The organism is Asticcacaulis sp. MM231, from assembly GCF_964186625.1.
Lineage (GTDB): Bacteria > Pseudomonadota > Alphaproteobacteria > Caulobacterales > Caulobacteraceae > Asticcacaulis.
Window position 1 is genome coordinate 218,613 of the sequence record NZ_OZ075110.1, and the last position, 20,772, is coordinate 239,384.

16 protein-coding genes are annotated in these 20,772 nt (G+C 57.5%); 10 read left to right on the plus strand and 6 right to left on the minus strand.

Annotated elements, in window-relative coordinates; genetic code table 11:
* Positions 1-30 precede the first annotated feature (30 nt).
* A complete protein-coding gene (locus ABQ278_RS20180; RefSeq protein ID WP_349322817.1) occupies positions 31-939 on the minus strand; it encodes a BadF/BadG/BcrA/BcrD ATPase family protein in 909 nt (302 codons plus the stop codon).
* Between ABQ278_RS20180 and ABQ278_RS20185 the strand changes: the two genes are divergently transcribed.
* Entirely contained in the window at positions 938-1,081 is a 144-nt protein-coding gene (locus ABQ278_RS20185) for a hypothetical protein (RefSeq protein ID WP_349322818.1), read from the plus strand. The genes ABQ278_RS20180 and ABQ278_RS20185 overlap by 2 nt on opposite strands.
* On the opposite strand, the gene ABQ278_RS20190 is transcribed toward ABQ278_RS20185, so the two are convergent.
* The 4 genes from ABQ278_RS20190 to ABQ278_RS20205 form a co-directional block, all read right to left on the minus strand.
* Positions 1,071-2,183 carry a heparan-alpha-glucosaminide N-acetyltransferase domain-containing protein gene (locus ABQ278_RS20190; RefSeq protein ID WP_349322819.1) on the minus strand — a complete coding sequence of 371 codons (1,113 nt, stop codon included), beginning with the start codon at positions 2,181-2,183 and terminating at the stop codon, positions 1,071-1,073. The genes ABQ278_RS20185 and ABQ278_RS20190 overlap by 11 nt on opposite strands.
* Entirely contained in the window at positions 2,180-2,713 is a 534-nt protein-coding gene (locus ABQ278_RS20195; RefSeq protein ID WP_349322820.1) for an alpha-N-acetylglucosaminidase C-terminal domain-containing protein, read from the minus strand. Before ABQ278_RS20195 ends, ABQ278_RS20190 begins: the two co-directional genes overlap by 4 nt.
* On the minus strand, positions 2,658-4,454 hold the full coding sequence (locus tag ABQ278_RS20200) for an alpha-N-acetylglucosaminidase TIM-barrel domain-containing protein (RefSeq protein WP_349322821.1): 1,797 nt from the start codon (positions 4,452-4,454) through the stop codon (positions 2,658-2,660). Before ABQ278_RS20200 ends, ABQ278_RS20195 begins: the two co-directional genes overlap by 56 nt.
* Positions 4,455-4,674: 220 nt before the next feature.
* Positions 4,675-5,598, minus strand: a complete 924-nt coding sequence (locus ABQ278_RS20205; protein WP_349322822.1) for a GntR family transcriptional regulator — start codon at positions 5,596-5,598, stop codon at positions 4,675-4,677.
* Between the two features lie 690 nt (positions 5,599-6,288).
* On the opposite strand from ABQ278_RS20205, the gene ABQ278_RS20210 reads away from it, so the two are divergent.
* Positions 6,289-9,372 (plus strand): TonB-dependent receptor, encoded by a 3,084-nt coding sequence (locus ABQ278_RS20210; RefSeq protein WP_349323055.1) that lies wholly within the window; start codon positions 6,289-6,291, stop codon positions 9,370-9,372.
* Positions 9,373-9,594: 222 nt separating this feature from the next.
* Here ABQ278_RS20210 and ABQ278_RS20215 read toward each other — a convergent pair whose 3' ends face one another.
* On the minus strand, positions 9,595-11,109 hold the full coding sequence (locus tag ABQ278_RS20215; RefSeq protein WP_349322823.1) for a tryptophan halogenase family protein: 1,515 nt from the start codon (positions 11,107-11,109) through the stop codon (positions 9,595-9,597).
* A 469-nt stretch (positions 11,110-11,578) separates the two neighbouring features.
* Between ABQ278_RS20215 and ABQ278_RS20220 the strand changes: the two genes are divergently transcribed.
* The 8 genes from ABQ278_RS20220 (at position 11,579) to ABQ278_RS20255 (ending at position 20,462) form a co-directional block, all read left to right on the plus strand.
* Entirely contained in the window at positions 11,579-14,296 is a 2,718-nt protein-coding gene (locus tag ABQ278_RS20220) for a glycosyl hydrolase 115 family protein (RefSeq protein ID WP_349322824.1), read from the plus strand.
* Positions 14,297-14,349: 53 nt separating this feature from the next.
* Complete coding sequence (locus tag ABQ278_RS20225; protein ID WP_349322825.1) at positions 14,350-15,135, plus strand: FCD domain-containing protein; 786 nt, start codon at positions 14,350-14,352, stop codon at positions 15,133-15,135.
* A 278-nt stretch (positions 15,136-15,413) separates the two neighbouring features.
* A complete protein-coding gene (locus ABQ278_RS20230) occupies positions 15,414-17,555 on the plus strand; it encodes an ATP-binding protein (protein WP_349322826.1) in 2,142 nt (713 codons plus the stop codon).
* Positions 17,556-18,130: 575 nt separating this feature from the next.
* The gene (locus ABQ278_RS20235; RefSeq protein WP_349322827.1) at positions 18,131-18,340 is read left to right on the plus strand and encodes a hypothetical protein; all 210 of its coding nucleotides are present in this window, start codon (positions 18,131-18,133) and stop codon (positions 18,338-18,340) included.
* A 214-nt stretch (positions 18,341-18,554) separates the two neighbouring features.
* The gene (locus ABQ278_RS20240) at positions 18,555-18,908 is read left to right on the plus strand and encodes a hypothetical protein (RefSeq protein ID WP_349322828.1); all 354 of its coding nucleotides are present in this window, start codon (positions 18,555-18,557) and stop codon (positions 18,906-18,908) included.
* Positions 18,908-19,342 (plus strand): hypothetical protein, encoded by a 435-nt coding sequence (locus ABQ278_RS20245; RefSeq protein ID WP_349322829.1) that lies wholly within the window; start codon positions 18,908-18,910, stop codon positions 19,340-19,342. The genes ABQ278_RS20240 and ABQ278_RS20245 overlap by 1 nt, the downstream gene beginning before the upstream one ends.
* Positions 19,343-19,493: 151 nt before the next feature.
* A complete protein-coding gene (locus ABQ278_RS20250) occupies positions 19,494-19,862 on the plus strand; it encodes a helix-turn-helix transcriptional regulator (RefSeq protein WP_349323056.1) in 369 nt (122 codons plus the stop codon).
* Positions 19,863-19,952: 90 nt separating this feature from the next.
* The gene (locus ABQ278_RS20255; RefSeq protein WP_349322830.1) at positions 19,953-20,462 is read left to right on the plus strand and encodes a hypothetical protein; all 510 of its coding nucleotides are present in this window, start codon (positions 19,953-19,955) and stop codon (positions 20,460-20,462) included.
* Positions 20,463-20,772 lie beyond the last annotated feature (310 nt).

Here is a 20,772-nt window from a genome sequence, read left to right on the forward strand (position 1 = left end):
GCCCGTGCTGCTATCTGTCTCAGACAGGCCTTACTGAGACACGTCCACCGAGGCGAAGCCATTGCCAATGCCCTTGGCAAGAAAAATGGCGCCTTCCATCGGATCCTGTTCCGCGTCGGTCAGCAAGCGTCTGGCGGCCGGATTGAGCCACGGCGTGATCGGTTCTGCCATACCGCCCACCAGGGCGATTTGGGACGCGCCAAGCTCATGGAGGCGGGCAATGTAACGCCCCACTTCGTCGGCAACGTCCTGGACAAGGCGTAAGGCGACGGGGTCTCTGTTCATGGCGTGGCCCATGATCATCGGCGCCATGGCGCCAAAATCACTCGGGGTGGCCGTGGTGACAAAGGCAATGACATCGGCGGTGTGACCGCCGAGCTCCGCGATGATCTCACGGGTCATGTCGGAGACCGGCGCAACCTGGTCGTGACTGCGCAAGGCCGCACGCAGCGCCGCGCGCCCCAGTCCGGCGGCCGAGCCATCATCACCCACCTCGAAGCCCCAACCCCCGATCGACTGGCCGATGCCGTCGCTGAAGATATAGCCCGCACTGCCTGTGCCGGCGATCAGAATGGCACCATCGTGGCCCGAGAATGCGCCCAGACAAGCCGCGTGCGCGTCACTGGAGGCGTAGATCGCGCCAAAAGCCGGTCCGGAATCAATCGTCACCTGGGCACTGGTCGGCGAGGTGATGCCGGCCAGCCCCAACCCGAGATGAATGTCCTGAAGATCCGCATGGGTAAGGCCCGCGGTCACCAGGGCTTCGTCCACCGCCACCATGATATTGCGCCAGACCGCGCCCAGTCCGAGACGAATATTGGACGGACCGCCACTGCCCTCGCCCAGAACCTGGCCGGCATAGGTCGTAAGGCGCGCGCGACATCGCGTGCCGCCACCGTCAATGCCGATATAGTAGAGGGGTTTTGGAGTTTGTGACATGGATATCAACTTTGAAGTTCAGGCTGTCGTCATGGTCTTGCGACCGGTGAGAAAAGGTAGCTTAGAGAAAGGAACAGGTGTGATCGTCCGTAACGATCGCGGCATGGAAACGCGCGTGAAGTATAAGCGGTTTAGAGTTTGATGATGATATTCTTCTTGTCCATGGCGAAGCCGAGTAGCCAGCACACCAGCATATAGGCGATGGCGCAGACCAGGGAACCGATGGCACCGGGCAGCACCGCCTGGAACAGATGGATGCCGATCCAGTCATAAAGCCCTTCGCCATTGACCTTGACGAGCTGCATTGTGGTAACAAGAAGCTCGGAGAACAGGTAGATGACGAGCGGGTTCTTGCCGAAGATCTCGAAGAACGTCGTGCCGCGCGTCTGGCCGGCGATCTCAACATAGGTGATCAGGGCGCCGAGGATCAACAGGTCGATGCCCACGGTCAGGAGCACGAACGGGCTGGTCCACAGACGTTTGGCCAGCGGGAAGCCAAGGCTCCACAGCAGGCCGGCCACAACGATGAGCGTGCCGCCGATCAGGAGGTTACGCACCAGCTTGGGCTTGTCGCCTGTACGCATGATGTAAAGACCGGCGAGATAGCCAGCGATCACGTTGACGATGGCCGGCAGCGTGCTGAGCAAGCCCTCCGGATCGTAGCCGTGCCCTTTCTTGTACATGTGCTGGATGCCAATCACCGCCTGATCGAACAGGGCGCCGGCATTGCCAAGCGGGGTCAATTGCTGGCCCGGCAGGCCAAAGGTCATCAGGATCGACCAGTAGCCGACCAGCAGGATCACACAGAGGACAATCAGGTATTTGACCGGCAGATAGCGGCAGGCCACGGCGGCGATACCGAAGCACAGGGCAATGCGTTGCAGCACACCCATGATACGCGTTTCACCGATCGGATTGAGCGCCCAGCTACCATCGACCTGCTGATGAACGAAGGGATACCAGTACATCAGATAGCCGAGCAGGAAGATCAGCACGGTGCGTTTCAGCACCTTTAGCAGGTAGTCTCTATTGGAAACACCGGGCTTCATCGCGAAGCTCATGGCGTTGCCGACCGCAAACAGAAACGACGGGAAGACGGCATCGGCCAGCGTAAAGCCGAACCATTTGGCGTGCTGCAGGGTGGCGAAAGGCTCCGCCCCGGCGCCGGCCGTATTGACAATAATCATGACGCAGACGGTCAGGCCACGAAAAACATCGAGTGATTTGAAGCGTGCCGGTTTCATGCCTCACCTTCCAGGCGGGCAAGCAGGACGCGCGCCGCAGCGATCGGATCGGATGGCTTACTGCGAGTATAGACCTGACCATCGTTCACCCAGTCATGTTCCCACGTGGTGATGCTGACGGTGAAGGCCGCCTGATCGAAACCGCCGGCGCGCAGAGCGCTGAACAGCTTCAGCCAGCGCGGCAGATAGAAGCTCTTGTACATGCCCTGCCAGGCCTTCGAGGCATAGTCGTTGAGATTGCCCTTGCCGCCCCAGACTGACACCTGCGCCTTGGCGTTCTCGACATAATAGGCCGATTCCGCCGGCGTATCGCCATAGGCGCGGGCGTCGTCGATCCAGCTACTCAAGGTTTCCTGCTGATACCCGAGCAAGGCGTCAAGCCGGGTGGTGAGATCACTGAGATCCGCTACGGCCTTGTCACCCGCCTGAAAGTCGCCGGTCTGATAGGCCTTGATGGCCACCTGCACCAGCCGATCAAGGTCCCCACTGACAAGATGGCGCGTGGCGTCGATCACATCGTTGCAGAACAACGGCGAATGACCGTAGCTCTTGCCGAGCGCCAGGAATTCCGTCAGCGCCTGTTTCAGCAGAAGTCCAGTCGCCGGGCAGAGCCGGAAAATCAGCGCCCTCGATCGTCGGACGCTTAAAGAAAAGATAGGCGCCGGCACGGCTTTTCCACCAGCGCGGCGTCCAGTAGCGCGTCTGGTAAACCGCCTTTTGCAGATCGCTCCACGCCTGCATCAGGGCCGGCGAGGTGTGGCCATAACGGGCGCGCGTATAGGTCTGAAGCCAGTCGGCTACCGGCACATCGCCCCACGCCAGATCGTACAGATATTCGTAGACAACGCTGTTGTTGTGAAGGCCCTCGGGGAAGACACCGAAGCCAGCCAGATTACCCGCTTTGTCGCTCGCGGTGATCGCCTTGAGGTCGCTGCGATAGAAGTCGAGATCGCCATAGACCGGGTTTGAGCCCCCGTAATTATGGACATAGCCATAGATCCAGGTCTTGCCCTTGAAGGCATCGGCGCGGGTCCAGACATCGGGATAGCGGTCATTGCCGATATCGAGCACCATCAGCTTGTCGTCCGGCACCAGGCTCAGGAAGGCGCCGATGGCGTCGCTCGACCAGAACGCCTTGTCAGCGCCGAACAGCCAGCCCTGCATCACCCAGACGGCATCGGGGCGCGCCTGACGGATCGAGTCATAGATCGCCTCACCATAGGCCGCCAGACGCCTGGCCTTCACCGCCGGATCGACCTCGGCTACGGCCTTGGTGTTGGCGGTGGCGTCGCCATAGCTCGCCTTGGCGGCGTCGGAGCCATCGGCGGCGATCGGCGGCAGCATCTCGTTGAATGAGTTGGCGAGGTAGTACTGCCCCTCGCCATAGGTTTCGGTATAGAGCGCGATGAAGCGACCGGCCAGCCTGGCAAACAAGGGATCGGCTGGGTCAAGCCAGTAGGTTTCGTGGAAGCCTTCCCAGGCACGCATCTTGTAGATCCGGGCTTCGGGATGCTTTTCCGCGAAGGCTTTCGGCACATAACCGCCAAACGCCGGCAGGATCGGCGTCATGCCAAGCTCACGCATCCGCCCCAGGATCTGCTTTTGCAGAACCTGCTTCTTGTGGATCCAGGCCTGCGGCACCGGGGCGTCATAGCCCTCGATATTGCCCATGCGCTGCCACGGCGTGAAGGCCGGCCCCGAGAAATAGGCAGCCAGTTCGGCGTCGCTCAGACCGTTTTCACGCCACAGCGCCTGCCAGACATATTCCTGACCTTCCATGGCCAGAGGCATATCGATGCCGTGCAGCGCCATCCAGTCGATTTCGCGCTCCCAGCGCGACCAGGTCCACCACGGCGTGGTGTAGCCAAAGGTGCAGGTGTTCATATAGGCGCGATGGCGGAAAGGCGTTTCGGTGCGCGTCAGGGCGGCATCCGGCAGACGCCACGGCAGGTCGACGCGATCGCCCTCCCAGCTTACGTGCGCGGCACCGGTCGATTTAAGATAGCTGTAGGCGCCCTTGGTCAGGGCCACCGGATCAGAACCTTCGACCGTCAGCTTGCCGCCGTGCGCCGAGACCGCATACCACGGCTTGGCCGAACCGGACGGCGTCAGTTTGAAGCTGATGGCCTTCGCGCGCGAACCGATCAGGCGTCGCAATACACCGGCGCTGGCCGGTGTGGTCTCTGTGGCGCCCGTGGCGCCCGCGGCCATGCTGATGGCCGCTGCCGATAGGCCGGAGACAAGAAAATGACGGCGATTTAGGTGCGGCAAATGGGACTCCCCGTTCAAGACAAGATGAAGTCTCGCTGAAAAGTCCACCTTGAATTAATACGCATGTTTGTTCTGAAAAACCCACATCCGCACTCTGTGGATTATGACACAAGGCACATTGGCAAACCAATTGTGCGATATTGACTATATCACCTAAAATTGGCCTGTCAATTTTCGATTGCACCTAAATTGGGCCGCCCGATGGTCGCCAGAGGTACATTTAAGATCGTACCACCTCAACCTCTTCCGGGGGGATAGCGTTAGCCTCTGTCAGAAAGGTTTTGATCTCGTCGACATACTGCCACATGGCGACAAAGGCGGCGTCACCGTCGTGGCGCCGCAGGGCGGCCACAAGCTTTTCACGCGCTGCCGTCCAGCGATCACTCTTAAGTTCCGTCGCCGGAGCATAGAAATTATGCCACAACGGGCTGTTATCGCGCCTCTGCCAAAGATGGTGAGCAAGACTGATCAGTTCCGGATTTTGCGTGGCACGAGCTATGCTCAGATGGAAACGCATTTCGGTATAGGCGCGCGAACCGGCATGGGGCGCGATGCGGCAGTCCTCGCACAAGCGTTCCAGCTCAATTAAGTCGTCTTCCGTCGCCGAAAGGGCGGCCAACCGCGACAAATGACTTTCAAACCACTGCTGCGCTTGTAAGAATTCGGCCGGCCCCGACGGCGGCAAGGTGTCAAAGGGACGCTCCTTGACCGCTTCATCCGCTTCACTTGCGTCCAGTTCATAGGCACGGCGCGTTATATAGATGCCCGAGCCCTGCCGCGATTGGATAAGGCCCTTGACTTCGAGCATGACTAGGGCATCGCGCACCACGGCCCGCCCGACATTATACATCTCGGCCAATTCACGTTCCGTGGGCAGCTTACCCAGCATGCGGAACTCACCATTTCGAATCCGCTCAAGCAGGGATTCGCCGACCGTGCGGTAAGCGCGAACGTCCTTGTCCGAAATCAACACGCGCTGAAAGAGCGGGTGAATGGGGTGCCATAGGGTTGGTTTTCCTGTCTCTGTTCCCGGGCAGATACGGTCACAATTAATACGTCGTCCGTCAAGCTGATAACCATGACACCACGCGCCACCCTCATAACTATATGACTTAAGAATAACGTGTGATCTTGCGGTACGCAAGCGTGGCTTTTGTTAGCGCTCCCATAAATATACTCGGGGAAAATCCGGAAATCCGCGGATAAAAACTTGTCATCCCGCCGAACAAAAAAGCGGACAGGCTTCAGACAGGTGTGCCCCAATTGCAACAACGACCGCAGGAATGGTTCACCATTTTGCGTCGACGCCATCAATTTGTATTATAATTAGTGCTTTGAAATAATGTGGTTTTTTTATATGCAAATTAGTTTCTGCCCCGCAAGAAGCTTGATGTACGAAAAACAGTTGCGTTAGAAACGAAATGGAAACATCACAAAACTGCCTAATTTCCGTTGACTTCCGTTCACTTGGTTTCATAGTGTGACCACAGTTGAACAGATTTTGATCGCAATCCGCAACTTTGCAACCAAGGTTAATCAACTAAAGACGCGGTATCTGCTAGACTTGGGTTAGGGGCCTTAAGAATTTATTCAATACAAACTTTCTTGAGACGAGACTTAAAACTGTAAATAGCCAGTTTAAGTATCTTTTCATGATGGATTGACGCACCAAAACCGTGGTGTCTTTTTTTTGAGACAATTGGTCGGCCAATCAAACTCTCAAAGGTGAATAGGTCAAGCGCTCAATAAGCTAAGTCCACGTCGAAACAAGTGGGAAGACAAAGCCTCCGCAGCTCAGTCTGACGGAGGTATCAGAGGAGAAACTATAATGACAATGCCAATAAACGGGCGGCGCGGGCTTAAAAATGTCCTGCTTTGCGCCACCATACTCATGAGCGGCACGGCGGGATTTGCCCTCGCCCAGGACGCCGTGCCCGCCGATACCACCGCCGCGACAGAAGTCATCGTTACCGGCTTCAAGAAGAGCTACGCCGACGCGGTGCGTGCCAAAAAGAATAATATCGAAATCACCGATGGCATTTCCTCGGATGGTCTGGGTCGTTTCCCTGACCTGAACGTCGGCGAAGCCCTGCAACGCATTCCGGGCGTCCAGATCAACCGCGAAGCCGAAGGCCGTAACGCCACGATCAACCTACGCGGCATGCCGGGGTCCTATGCCCGCACGACCCTGAACGGTCAGGCCTTTGCGGATCCGCCCGCCCTGAGCAACAATTCGTCCGGTCCGCTGGGCGCCTTCAATTCTGACATTTTCAGCGCCTTCGTCATCGAAAAATCGCCCATGGCCAACGCTCAGTCTGGCGGTCTCAGTGGTAACGTGGACATGCAGATCGCCCCCGCCCTGTCCCGCAAGGACGGCGGTTTCGCCAAGGCTTCTTACGAGTACAATACGCTCGGCGACCTGGCCTCACCAGCCTATACGCTCGGCTACAATAAGCACATAAGTCCCAATCTGGCGGTTTTTGGCACGCTGGCTTACAAGCACGAAAATTTCCGTCGTGATACCCTGCGCTTTAACACCTACAGCGCCCTCACCGCTCAGGCGACCGGCCTGTCCGCCTCGGATTTCGCCTCGAAATATGGGGCCTATTACTCCCCAACGGAATGCACCAGTTCTGGAACAGCCTTCTGTCGCTCCCTGGCCAGCGCTCTGGGCGTTGACGACGCCTCAGCCTACGTGAACAGTACGACGGGTTCCAAAGGCACAGCCGGTGCCTGGTATGACAGCGCCCTGCGCCAATACACCCGCACCAATGAAGGCAATCTCTGGACCGGTTCCGCCGGCATGGAGTGGAAGCCAAACGACAACACCAAGCTTGGTGTGGTCGGCTTCTACTCGGACCGCGACATGCCCAAGACCACGCAATATTTCCTCATCAACTCGATGTGGGACGGTGCGGGCACGGTGGCGACCAATGGCGATCCGGTCTCGACCTCCGATGGCCGCTATCTCTATTCCGACATCACGATGACCAACTTCCCGGCCAAATCATCGACACGCCTGTACTCTCAGCATCAACAGTCCAAAGGGCTGGTAGCCAATGCCGATTGGCACGATGACAAGTGGCGCGCTGCGGCCGTTCTGTCGATCTCAAACGGACTCAGTTCATCGCTCGAAACCGAAATTGATCTGCAGACCAATCCGTCATCGACCGGCACCAATGGCATCACAGCCAATTTCAACACCGGCCTCGGTGAGCTTAGTGACTTCTCATACAGTGTAACGCCGACACCGCAGAACGCGATTTTCAACTATGCGTTCAATGACGCGACGGCCTCCACTGTGGTCGATGGTGTTGCCTGTCAGGCGTCGCCAACCTATGCGGCAAATTCGTGGAACTGGACGTCTTGCGATCCGGAAAACCTCTATACCGCCGATGGTGCCTATACACTTAACGTATCCGGTTCTGAGAGCTACGCCTATAACCAGGTGAACTCGGCTCAGTTTGATTTGGAGCGCTATATTGAACTGGGGCCGATCACCAGCATCCAAGGTGGCCTGCGTCTGGAGCAAAACCGCTTCAAGTCCAAGGGCTTCCGAAACATGGCCTACGGGATTGACACGACCAAGATCACTCAGGACATGTTGATCACGGCACCTTCCGTCAATGACTTCATGGGCGGCGACGCGGCGATCTCCAAGAACTGGCAGGTGATCGACGTTGAGAAGTTCCTGTCCGCTGTGACCCCGGTCAGCCTTTACAATAATGGTGGGCTGACAAGCGTCGGCTTGAATATTCTTTATGCCGATGGCGCCTATGCCAACTACAACTACACCAACACCAACACACTCGGCGAAGCCTATATCCAGGCTAAATACGATACGCAACTCATCGGTCACCGCATCCGCGGTAACTTTGGCGTACGCTATGAAGCGACCGATAACACGATCCAGACCCTGGACCAGACATCGACCTTCACGGATGGTGTAGGCTCAGTTTCCAACTACAGCCAGCATGAGATCAAAAACAAGTATCACTACTGGTTACCGTCGGCCATTTTCGCCGCCGACGTCAGTGACGATCTCGTGCTGCGCGGCGCCTATTACAAAACCTATGTCCGCCCTCAAGCGCGCCAATACTCGCCCGTCTCGATTTTCGGCCAACCGACGCTGGATGGAAGCTCCTCGACGTCATTGATGCAGATCTACAATGCCTCAGTCACCATCGGGAACAACAAACTCCATCCCTACCTGGCAAATTCCTACGACCTCTCTCTGGAGTGGTACAACAGGCCTAACAGCCTGATCTCGATCGCCTATTTCGACAAAAAGATCACGGGGCGCATCGCCAGCACCAGCGATCCGGCAATTCTGTGCCCGGCAGATGGCTCGAACTGGGGCTATGGGGCGCTCAACTGGGATGGTACGAACTGTATCGCCACGGCTCTGAGCACAAGCACCAAGACGGTATATATCTACGCCTCCGGCAGCTATAATCTGGACAAGCCGACCTATGTGCACGGCCTTGAGTTCAACATTCAACAGAACCTGGACTTCCTGCCCGGCTTCTGGAAGAACTTCGGCGGTAACTTCAACTATGCCTTCACACAGGCGAAGAGCCCGGCACTTGCGCCCTTCCCTGGCATCTCAAAGTTCACCTACAACGCGATCGGTTATTACGAGACCACCAAATGGGGCGTCCGCGCCACCTATAACTGGCGCTCAGATTATCCGCTTAACGCTAACGGCACCTACAGCGGCAGCGCACGCTCCGTCAAGGCGCGGGGTCAGCTCGATATGTCGGCCTCCTACAATATCAATGATCAGGTTACGGTGTCGCTGGACGCTTACAACATGACCAATGCTAAGCGTTTTGAATACGAAAACGACAGCAAGCTGGTCCGTTGGATCGACTACGACGGCAGCACCTATACCCTCACGGTTAAGGCGATCTTCTAACCCCGGAGGTTCCTTAACTCGGAGGCGTGACCCTTCCCTATGGTTACGCCTCCTCTTTTTTAGCCGCCCCTTGGATGGCTATCTGTGCAAAGGACCCTTTGCGTATCCTCCCTCAGACGCGGATCCGGTCTCCCGCACCGCGCCTTACTGGCCTGGCAGTTTCATCTGCCAGGCCCTTTTTATAGGAATGCCACTCGGCGTTTATCAGACGCCTCCAGATCATCAGGCGCTTTCGGACAGGCGGGCCTGACAATGTTGCGCAATATAGTCTTCATGCGTGGGCATACGGGTAAGGCAGTTCCCGATGACACTGCGCAAGTCCGACAGCCACGCTTTGAGGGCGTCTGAAGGCAGGCTCAGGCTGAGCGGTTCCGGCGCCGCCGGCATCAGCCCCTGCCCGATCATGACCGCTAACCAACTGGGCGTACGGAACTGCTCGCCACGCTCCTCAGGGATACGTCCACGGCTTGAAAACAGGTCAATGCGGTTTTGCAGACCGTCAGGAATGTCCATATGGCGGCAGTATCGCCAAAACTCCGAGTCGTCGCGCGTGCCAACCTTGTAGTGCAGTATGAGAAAGTCGCGTATGTCTTCGTACTCACGCACCATGGCCGCATTGTAGGCGGCCGTGTCCGCCCTTGAAAAATCCTTGTCTGGGAAGAGATATTGCAGGCGCAGAATGGCGTTCTGGATCAGCATGATCGAGGTGGATTCCAGGGGCTCCAGAAAGCCCGCCGATAAACCAACCGCGATACAGTTCTTTTTCCAGAAGGTCTCACGACGGCCGGTCGTAAAGCGGATCGGCCTTGGATCGGCCAGAGGCGGCGAGTTCAGATTGGCCAGAAGCGCATCCATCGCCTGCGTGTCATCGATGAAGGCGCTCGAAAAGACGTGGCCGTTGCCGTCCCTGTGTTGCAACGGAATACGCCATTGCCAGCCGGCGCTCAGGGCTGTGGAGCGCGTATAGGGGGCCGGCGGACCTTTGCGGGCAGTCGGTACGGCCAGGGCGCGATCGCACGGCAGGTAACGCGACCAGTCGATATAGCCAACCCCAAGGGCCTCGCCCAGCAAGAGGGCGCGAAAACCCGTGCAGTCGATAAACAGATCGCCATCGATGCGACGGCCATCTTCCAGGGAAAGGCTCTCAATGAAGCCCGAATCTCCCAGATTGACCCGCCCGATTTTGCCTTCCAGCCGCACCACGCCCGCTGCCTCGGAGATTGTGCGTAGAAAACGCGCATATAAGGAGGCGTCGAACTGGTAGGCATAGGCAATCTCCGCCAGGGGCGAATTGGCCCCCGTCGGTCGCATAAAGCGCCCGTTGATCGAGGCCAGAGATTGAAGGCTGTAATTTTCAAGCCGATCGGCGCCATTCTCGAGATAGTGCCTCAGCCAGACGGCATGAAATGGCAAGGCGCCGTAGTCACGACCATAGGGACCAAAGGAGTGATGGTAGGCGTGGCCCTGACGTCCCCAGTTGACGAACTCAATGCCCAGTTTGAACGTGCCCTTCGTGAAGCGGACAAATTCATTTTCGTTGATCCCCAGGTGGCGGTTAAAAACATGGATATAGGGCGTCGTCGCCTCACCGACGCCGACCGTACCGATCTCCTCGCTCTCAACCAGCACAATCTCTTCGAAGTCGTCGCGCAAAATCCGGGAAAACCAGGCCGCGGTCATCCATCCGGCGGTGCCTCCGCCCGCAATGACGACTTTTTTGATGGTGCCTTGCGACATTGTCCTGCTCCCTGCCCCTTGCGGTGCGCTCTTTCTCCCAGGAGACCGAACGCTCCAGGCTGGGCGGAATGATAGGGAGAGAAAAAAATTTGTCTATAAGTTTCAAAGTGATCGAGACCATAGCGGTCTCTTGCTGAGGCCGCCTGGGCGTCATCCATGCGTCCTGCAGACCAGGCCATGGACGTAACCCATTGAGATTTCTTGTTGTATTTGTTAGCAACATTGTCTTTAAATCCAAAATGGTTGACCAAAAAAAATGACCCGTTCGCGCAGGTCGCTGTCGCGCACGCGACGGTCATGTCGTCTTGTGAGGAATACGGAAGGAATATAGCGCGTGACATCCGTCAGACCTCGTTTTTGGGCGACCTTCATCTGCCTCACTTGGGTGGTGCTTAGCCCTCAGGCTCAGGCTCAGCCTCAACCTCAACCTCAACCTCAGGCCGATGTCACGCTGTTTGACGGACAGCGCGTGGCGGAGGTCCTCTATGACGCCCCTCAAGGCGACGCCGCCCTGCCCCTGGCGGCACAGATGCTGGCGGGGGACCTGCACGATCTGACAGGGAAGACGCCCGTGGCCGCAAGCGATCGGGCACAGTGCCGAACCACCTGCGTGTTACTGGGCCTTTATGACGCGCCGCGCGTACAAGCCCTCGCCCGGCGGGCCAATATCCCGCTCGATGACCTGTCCGGGCAATGGGAAGTTTACCGTCGCTTTGTTGTCCGTGATGGCACGGCCACCTATGTGGTGATCGCCGGTTCCGATCTTCGTGGCGCCATATACGGCGCGGTCGATCTTTCCAGAAGCCTGGGTATCTCACCCTGGTCGTGGTGGGCTGACGTAACGCCCCGGCAACAATCCCACCTGTCGGTGTCCGAGGCGGCTTTCACCTCGAAGCCGCCCTCGGTGCAATACCGCGGCATCTTCCTCAACGATGAAGACTGGGGCCTGGAACCCTGGGCCGCCGCCACACAAGATCCCGCCAAGGGTAATATCGGCCCCAATACCTACAGGCGCGTTTTCGAACTGATGTGGCGGCTGAAGGCCAATACGCTCTGGCCGGCTATGCACACCGTCTCGACGCCCTTTTACAGCGACCCTGCCAATCCGAAACTGGCCCATGACTATGCCATCGTCATGGGTACATCACACGCCGAACCAATGATGCGCAATAATTTGCGCGAGTGGGATGAATCCAAAAGCGGCGCTTTTGATTTCACACGCAATGGCAAAAAAATAGCCACCTACTGGAAAGACCGCATCAAGCAGAGCGCGCCCTATGAGAGCATCTACACTGTGGGGCTGCGCGGCATTCACGACGGGCCCATGCAGGGCGCCTCCACCACGCAGGAACGCAGTCAGGTTCTTGAACATGTCACCGACATCCAGCGCGACCTCCTGACCCAAACGCTCAGGCGTCCGGCCGCGACAACGCCCCAGGTCTATGTGGCCTATCATGAGCTTCAGGAAGCTTACGATTCCGGCCTTAAAATTCCGGACGATATCACCCTGATGTGGGCCGATGACAACTATGGCTATCTGAGACGCCTGTCCGGTCCGGCCGAACAGACAAGATCAGGCGGCGCCGGCGTATATTACCATCTCTCCTATTGGGGGCGCCCGCATGACTATCTCTGGCTCGGCACTACCCATCCCGGCCTGATCCGCGAGGAAATGGGGCGCGCCTTTGATACCAATGCCCGCAGGATGTGGATCGTCAATGTCGGCGATATCAAGCCGATCGAGTATCTGTCGCAGTATTTCCTCGACCTGGCCTTTGATGCCGACCTGCTCACCCAGCCGGCGGATGCGCATCTGCGTGAGTTTATGCGCGAACAGTTTGGCGAGACGCAGGCCAGGGCGTTGGCCAGCCTCATGAGGCGCTATTACGACCTGGCGTTCGAGCGCAAGCCGGAGTTCATGGGCTTCGGGCAGGCCGAGTGGGTCACGCCCAACCGCCCGACGGACTATGTCAGTTTCGATGGGCAGGAAGCCGAGGATCGCGTGAAGGCCTATCGTGATCTGACCGCAGAGGCCGAAGCGATCGGCGCCACCCTGCCTGCAGATCGGCAGGCGGCCTTTTATGAGCTTGTTCTCTATCCCGTCAGGGCGAGTGCCAACCTGAACGCGCGCATCCTCAACCTCGATCTCGCCGATCTTTATGCCCGCGAGCAACGCGCCTCTGTGAACAGCTACGTCGATAACGCCCGGACTGCCCACGCCGGTCTCGTCGAAGACACTGAGCGCTACAATGCGCTTTTAGGCGGCAAATGGCGGGGTATCATGGATATGGCGCCGCGACGCCTGCCGGTCTTTGACGAACCCGTTTGGCCTAACTGGAGCGTCTCACCCAAGACGGGCTGCGAGCTGTCGCTTTCCGGCCAATGGATCCATGATCACAACACCCTGACCTTTGTCGCAGGACGCCCCCAAACCCGACCGGTGACCCTGTTCTCGCATCAGCCCGTATCTCAGGACTGGTCGCTTCAGAGGCCCATGGCCGGCCTGACCCTTTCCAGCCAATACGGCACCTTGAACGCTCAAAACCATTATCAGACACAGCTGAGCCTCAGCTATGACGGCGCGTCGCCCCCCGGCGACAAAGAACTGAAGCTTATGTGCGGCGGGGCTGAGCACACAGTCTATGTGCGCATATTGCCGGCCATGTCGATGACGATGACGGCCGAAGATAACCGCCGTGTCACCCTGCGCCCGGATCTGGCCACGGTAAGCAATGACTGGGAACGCATCGATGAGCTGGGTAGCCTGGGCAGCGTGCTGCGCATCCGGCCGAACCTGACGTCCGCCGCCCCCGACGAGGCTTTGAAACGCGCGCCCCTCACCTATCGCTTCGCAACCTCTTCGGAATCGGGCGGGACGGTTAAACTCGTCGCCCTGCCCACCCATCCGGCGACGCCCGATCAAGCCCTAAGGGCGCTTGTCCGGCTTGACGACGGTCCCCTTCAAATGCTTGACGTTTCGACCGTCGGACGCAGCGATCCATGGCGGGCCAATGTGCTGTCGAACACGGCGATCAAAACGTTTGATTTCAGGCCTATGCTGGCGGGCGAACACACTTTGAGCGTATACGCCGTCGACCCAGGCCTGATGATTGATCGCATAGAGATTGACCTTGACGGCGCGCGCCCCCACTACGGCGTGATACGAACCGATCCCTCAGGTCCGTGAGCAAGGGCTCCCGCTCGCGTTGGCCTTAGCTTCCACCTTAGCAGAAAATCACTATGGATACGATCGCACCACCTTTGAATGAACCTGACCCGTCAGGCGGGGGAAAAGCAGCGAAAGAACGCAGGGCCTATCAGGATATCGGCCATCACCTTGTTCAAAGAATAAGAGCCGGTGAGTTTCGCACCACGGGGCGTCTGCCGCCGGAAAGAGACCTCGCCCTGTGGTACGATGTGGGGCGCACGGTGATCAGGGACGCCCTGGTCATGCTCGATGTCAAAGGCCTTGTTGAGCCGCGTCAGGGCTCAGGCATTTACATTACGCGGAAGGCCTATCAATCCGCGCTATCGGAAGAGACGCTTTTTGAAACCCAGGCTGAACTGGACTCAAAACCCGCCGCAGCGCCGTTCGAACTGCTCGAAGCCCGTCAGGTCATTGAAAGTCTTATCGCGAAAATAGCCGCCGAGAACGCCACTGACGCCGATCTCGTCGTCATTGAAGAGGCCTTGGCCAATCATCGCAATGCACGATACGGCGAACCAAAAGAGACCTTCGATATTCTGTTCCATATGGCCATAGCCCAGGCGACCCAGAACAAGGAACTGGCCCTGCTGGTCAATCAGTTGTGGCACAGACGCGACGACAATCCGATGTGGCGAACCCTGCACAAGCGCGTCAAAGACACCAACTATCGTGACAACTGGATCATCGATCACGAAATGATCCTGAAAGCCCTGAAGAGTCGCGACGGCAATGCCGCCTATGTGGCCATGTGGCAACATATCGAGAATGTCAAAACCTTCCTGGCGGAGCAAAATGCCGCGTTTGATGAGAAGGGATAAGGTCCAGCCCTCTCCGACCCGACCTGGCTTTCAAGGAAGATGGCTGTAGTGGAGTTGCGACCGTGAAACCGTCCGGCACGCCATGTCCGGCCTACACGACACGCACCTTATCAATACAACCCAGAAGATCAGTGACACCCTCGATTCAATCATGTAACGCTTCGCGACCAGGCCTCTTAACCGATGCCGAAATTGTAAATCCAGCTGCGCACAACGGCCCGACACCGGCCAATGAAAATTGCAGGCCAAGCCAGGTAGCCTGCGCGAGGAGTTCTTGGATGACGATCAAAAAAATCCTCTTCGCCATCCTGGGCTCACTCGGCCTTGTCCTGCTCCTCGCCTTAAGCATCATCCTGTTTACCAGCATCGCCCGCTTGCAGGAGGCGACCGTGGCAAAGCAGTCGAACCAGATCACCGATCTGATTTTATCCTCCGCCGGAACCTGGGCGCAGGAACGCGGTTTGACAAATCTTGAGCTCAACGCGCCGCTTCCCGCCTCCCCAGCCTCCCTCGCGCGCATCCGACGACTGCGTGCAAAAGCCGATGGTGATTTTCGCAAAGCCTTGGCCCTTATGCCGAAGAGCGGCCTGAAGGCCGATCCGGTCCAGCATATTGCCTTCGAGAGCGCCTTCGTCCACCTGGAGGCGTCGCGCGCGCAGGTTGACCAGGACCTCAGCCTGCCCTTGGGCCAGCGCGATCCCGCTCTGAGACGCGACTGGTTCCCGTCGATTTCCGCCGTGATCGAACGCTCCCAAATGTTCGCTCTGCACTATACCAGTCAGGCGCTCATCGCGACCTCCGCCATTTCCAAGGATTCCATAGCGCGCCATAATCTTTCGCTGATGAGCGAATATGCCGGGCGCGAACGCGGACTGATGGCCGGCATCATCGCTTCGGGTCGGCCCATCACCCGCGATCAGATGAACGCCCTGGCGGAATATCGTGCCTATGTCGTTGAAGGCTGGAGGGTTTTCACTAACCTCGAAATGCGTCCCGACGAAAAGGCGGTCTTCGGATCACCCATGGCCAGGGTACGGACCGGATTCTTCGGCACCTATGAAACGACACGGGCTCGACTGATAAGGGAAGGCATGGAGGGGCGCCCATACAGCCTGACCGCTCAGGCCTGGTTCGACGAAGCCACGTCCGCCATCAATGACATACTCGCCCTCGAAAAGGCCAGTACCACCTATGTTGACGATCGCCTCGAGCTCCAGACACATGCCCAGGTCATTGTGTTATGGCTTTGTGCTGCCTTTCTTGTTCTGGGCATTGTCGCCGTGGGCGGTGCTTTTTGGCTCGTAAACCGTCATGTCCTCTATACCGTTGCCAAGCTCGATGCGATCTTCGAGAACGCGGGCGAAGGGCTCATGACCATCGACAGCCATGGTACGATCACGAGTTTCAACCCCGCGTGTGAACGGATTTTTATGACCACAGCGCATGAGGCCGTCGGCAGCAACGTCAACGCCTTCATGCCCGAACCCTTTCAGAGCGAGCATGATAGCTACCTCGCACACTACGCCAAGACCGGCGAGGCTAAGCTCATCGGTGAGGCGGGTCGCGAATTTACCGGTGTGCGCCGCGGCGGGGAGTCGTTCCCTATGGCGCTGTCGGTCAGCCAGTTCGAACTGGAGGACGGTACGCACTTCTGCGGTGTGATACGTGACGTCACGACCACCAGGATGGCAGAGCAGGACCGCCAGGCACTTCTCAAAAAGCTCATAGAATCCAATACCGAACTTGAGCGCTTCGCCTATGTTGCCTCGCATGACATGCAAGAGCCGATCCGCATGGTGATGAACTTTAGTCAGGTTCTGGTGCACGACTACGGCGCTCAAATGGACGACAAGGGGCGGGAATATCTTCAGGTGCTCAGTGACTCATCTCACCGCATGCTGACCATGATCAGCGACTTGCTGCAATACGCCCGCCTGGGCGCGGACGGTATGACCTGGTCCGAAGTCGACATGATGGAGGAACTGAAACAGGTCAAACTCAACCTCGGAGAGCTCATAGCAGAAACGGCTGCAGTCATAGACAGCGTCCCTCTGCCAAAAGTATACGGCAATGCCATACAGTTACACCGCGTGTTGCAGAACCTGATTTCCAACGCCATAAAGTATAAGGCGCAAGGCCGCCACCCGCACATTTTCATTGGGGTGCAGGATGAGGGCACACACTGGCTGTTCTCGGTCACCGACAATGGAATGGGTATCGAAGAGGCCTACCTGCAACAGATCTTCGAACCCTTCCGCAGACTGCATACGCAAGATCAAATCAAAGGGGCCGGCTTTGGCCTGTCGATCGTGAAGAAAATCGTTGAAAGCCATGGCGGCGAGGTCCTGGTCACATCGACACCGGGTGACGGTACAACCTTTTCGTTCACCCTGCCGAAGAGGCGGCCGGATACGGCCTGAAGACGCCCTTTCCAGCGCTTGACGACCCACCATCCCAAAACCCGTCAACAACTTCACAACGCGACTCTCTGGTGCGATATCCATTTGTCTGGTTAATCTGTCGTCACTGGTGAGTCGGAGGCGAAAAAGAAACATGCCGTTCATGAAGGTCGACCGGAAAGATCACGCCCGACTTGTCTTTGACGCCTATGGATCTGTGCTACTTCGACGGCACGGGATAGTGACGCTGATCATCATCCGATGCGCCGGTTCGGTCGCGCTCGCGCCCTATCGGGTGGGGTAACCCATGGCTCCCAGAAAGACCGGCTTAGATGCCCTCTCCGACCGCCAAAAAGAAATCCTGATCCTGATTGCCCAGGGTTATCAGCAGAAAGAAATCGCTGGCCTGTTGGGGATCGAGCCGTCGACCATCCGCGGCCACACCGAAGAGGTGCGACAGAAGCTGAATGTGTCATCGACACGGGCCGCCGCGCGCCTGTACGCGACGTCTCTGGGGGTGGTTCCCCCCCGTCATTTTAACGGGGGGGAAGAAAGCCGGGTATCTCCCCCTCCCTCTGCTGCCCCAGTGTCAGGGCATGAGCATAACGTCCCACATCACGAACGAACCCACCCTGACCATCCTCAAGAGCGATCTGGAGGACGCCATCCGGACCTTAACACCTCCGGGGAAGCGTCAGAACATCTCAGCGACCCTGGACACCATCTTCCAGGTCAAGGAGACACAAGGGGAGGCAGCCGCCATCACCTTGCTGATGTTCGCGATGATCGAGTTCGCCGCTACCTAGCCGTCACCGGCTGGCTACGGTCGTTAAATCTCATACAATGGGCTGGTCTTACCCTCCTCACCACCCTGGCCGTGATCCTTCTTACCGGGAGCGCTGTCATCGTGTTGTTAGGAATTTTCCAGGCCATAACCCAAATCAGTGGCCAGACGGGATGACAGAGGTCACCGGTCGGTCTCAGCGGCCGGAAAGTCGGCCAGAAAGAAGGAGAAACCTTTTGAAACGTTCCGAAGTTGTTCTCGCCGGCGCCGAGAAAATGCGCGATACAGAAGTCGCCATCGATCTTGCGCTTTGCGAAGCCGGAGAACTGCTCTCCACCCTCACACGTTTGCGGGTCACAAGCGGCATGTCTGGCGTGTGGGGCCGAAACGAACTCGCCCTGCTTGGCCAGGGCATCAGCGGGATGATTGCCGCCCGCGAAAACATCATCGACTTTCATCACGGCCTGAAAAATATTCAGGGCCAGTGGGCGCCAAACGTCACCCTGACCGGCAACGACCTCGACAAGCCAGCGCCGAAGGCTCCGGGTGGCAGCGCCAGCGTGACGCAAACACCCCGTATGACGGCGTAATGCTACACACGCTCTGGGTTGGGTTTGGATATGTGCTGGTGGTCACCTTCGGTGGCCTGGCACTGTGGCGAGGCGGCTGGGCCGAAAGGTCCGCCGCTGCGCTCATTCTGTGCGCCTGGTTCCTGACGCCACACCTGCAGCGTGGCTTTGGTCCCGGTCTTTATCTGACTTTGCTCGATTGTACCGTAACGCTCAGCCTGTTTGTCATTTCCTATTACTCACGGCGTATCTGGACTTTATTGATCACGTCCTGTCACCTGGGCGGAACGTTGACGCATCTGGCCGCCATCATGGCCCTTCAATCGCAATCCTATGCCTACATCACGACCCTTGGCCTTCTCGGCGGCATCGGCGTTGCCCTGTCTCTGGGTTTCGGCGTTCTGGAGCATGAATTCATCCGTCGACATCTGCCACCAGAAGCGTCTTCCGAGTGAGTCTCGAACACCCGCTTGACGTTTCTCTTTTTAGACGTAAAACTCTGGTTGCATATCGCGTGCTGTCCGCCTAACATTTTCCTTCGGGTTCAAGGAGAACGAATTGAGGAACAGCACTGGGCTACCGCACGGCGTGGATGTACACGTGGGTATGCGTATACGGCAAAAACGCAAAGACCTGGGCCTGAGCCAGAGCGCTCTGGCGACCGCGCTCGACCTCACCTTCCAGCAGGTCCAGAAATACGAACGCGGCACCAACCGGGTCAGTGCGTCAAAACTCCACGACATTGCTCTTAAGTTCAACACGCCTATCGGCTACTTCTTTGCCGGCTATGGCGACGAGATATCTGCCGATCCATTCATAGAATCAGCGTCCGAGCGCACAGTCAACGGGTTCCTGACCACACGCGAAGGCCTTGAACTGGCAGAATGGTTTCCAAAGGTGAAGAACTCCAAACTCCGCCGCCGCGTTGTCGAACTCGCTAAAGCGCTTGCCGAGGAGCCGGACGAAGCAACTTGAGAGAAAGCGTGATTGCATAGGCCCAATAACGTGTTTAAATAAGGCTTACTTCCATCGTGAATGGCCCTACTTTTGTTGAACGAGGCGACGATGTCCAGATTGACAGAACAACTAGGTAGACTATTCCCGCCCGCCGACCCAATCCCTGTCAAGTTTTTTACCCGGCAGGAGGTTGTTGAGGCTTTCGAAGGCCGCCTTGCCCATGATAGTCGTTTCTGGAAATACGCCAGACAGTGGCACAAGGGGATGAAATGGCAAACCTCCGAACCCGATTGTGTGGAAAGCGCGCTCTTTCCTGAAACACCGTTTTGGAACGAGGTGCGCGGCTACTGGAAGACCATAGACGGTAAAATAATAAAATATCCCGAGATAAAAAAGTTGTTTGCGGAAGGCGTTTTCGAAGAACACTATATTTTGGAAGTGCAACTTTTGACCAGGAATCATGCGAGCTGGCACGAGGGCAAGTTTACCGACGCTGCGTGGAAACAGTTTCACAGCCTTTCCAAAACCTATTTAGCCCAGACTCTCAACAAACCCGGCATCACCACCTTGATGTCTAAGGTTCAGAGCCGCATTTTCAGTTTTGCCGGACGGCCTTAGGCGCCAAAACCACGTCGAGATCCTTGAGACACATCATACCCGTCCGAGGGGTGATGTCGCTTGGTGGGCTTGGCCTGCCTTGTGTTTGCAGGCAGGCCTCCCGGACAGGGCAAGCCGATCTTCAAGATTTTAGAAGGCTCCGCCCGCACCTATTTTGCAAAACGCGACGCGCGGAGGACTGTATCGCCATCTATGATCGCGCCGTGCATAAATTGACGCCCCCCGCAGCTATGGATTTGGCTGCTCTGCCCACGCTGTCAACGAGCCATTCCGAATTGGAAATCCAAGTGTTTCGGCTTTGATCTGGCGA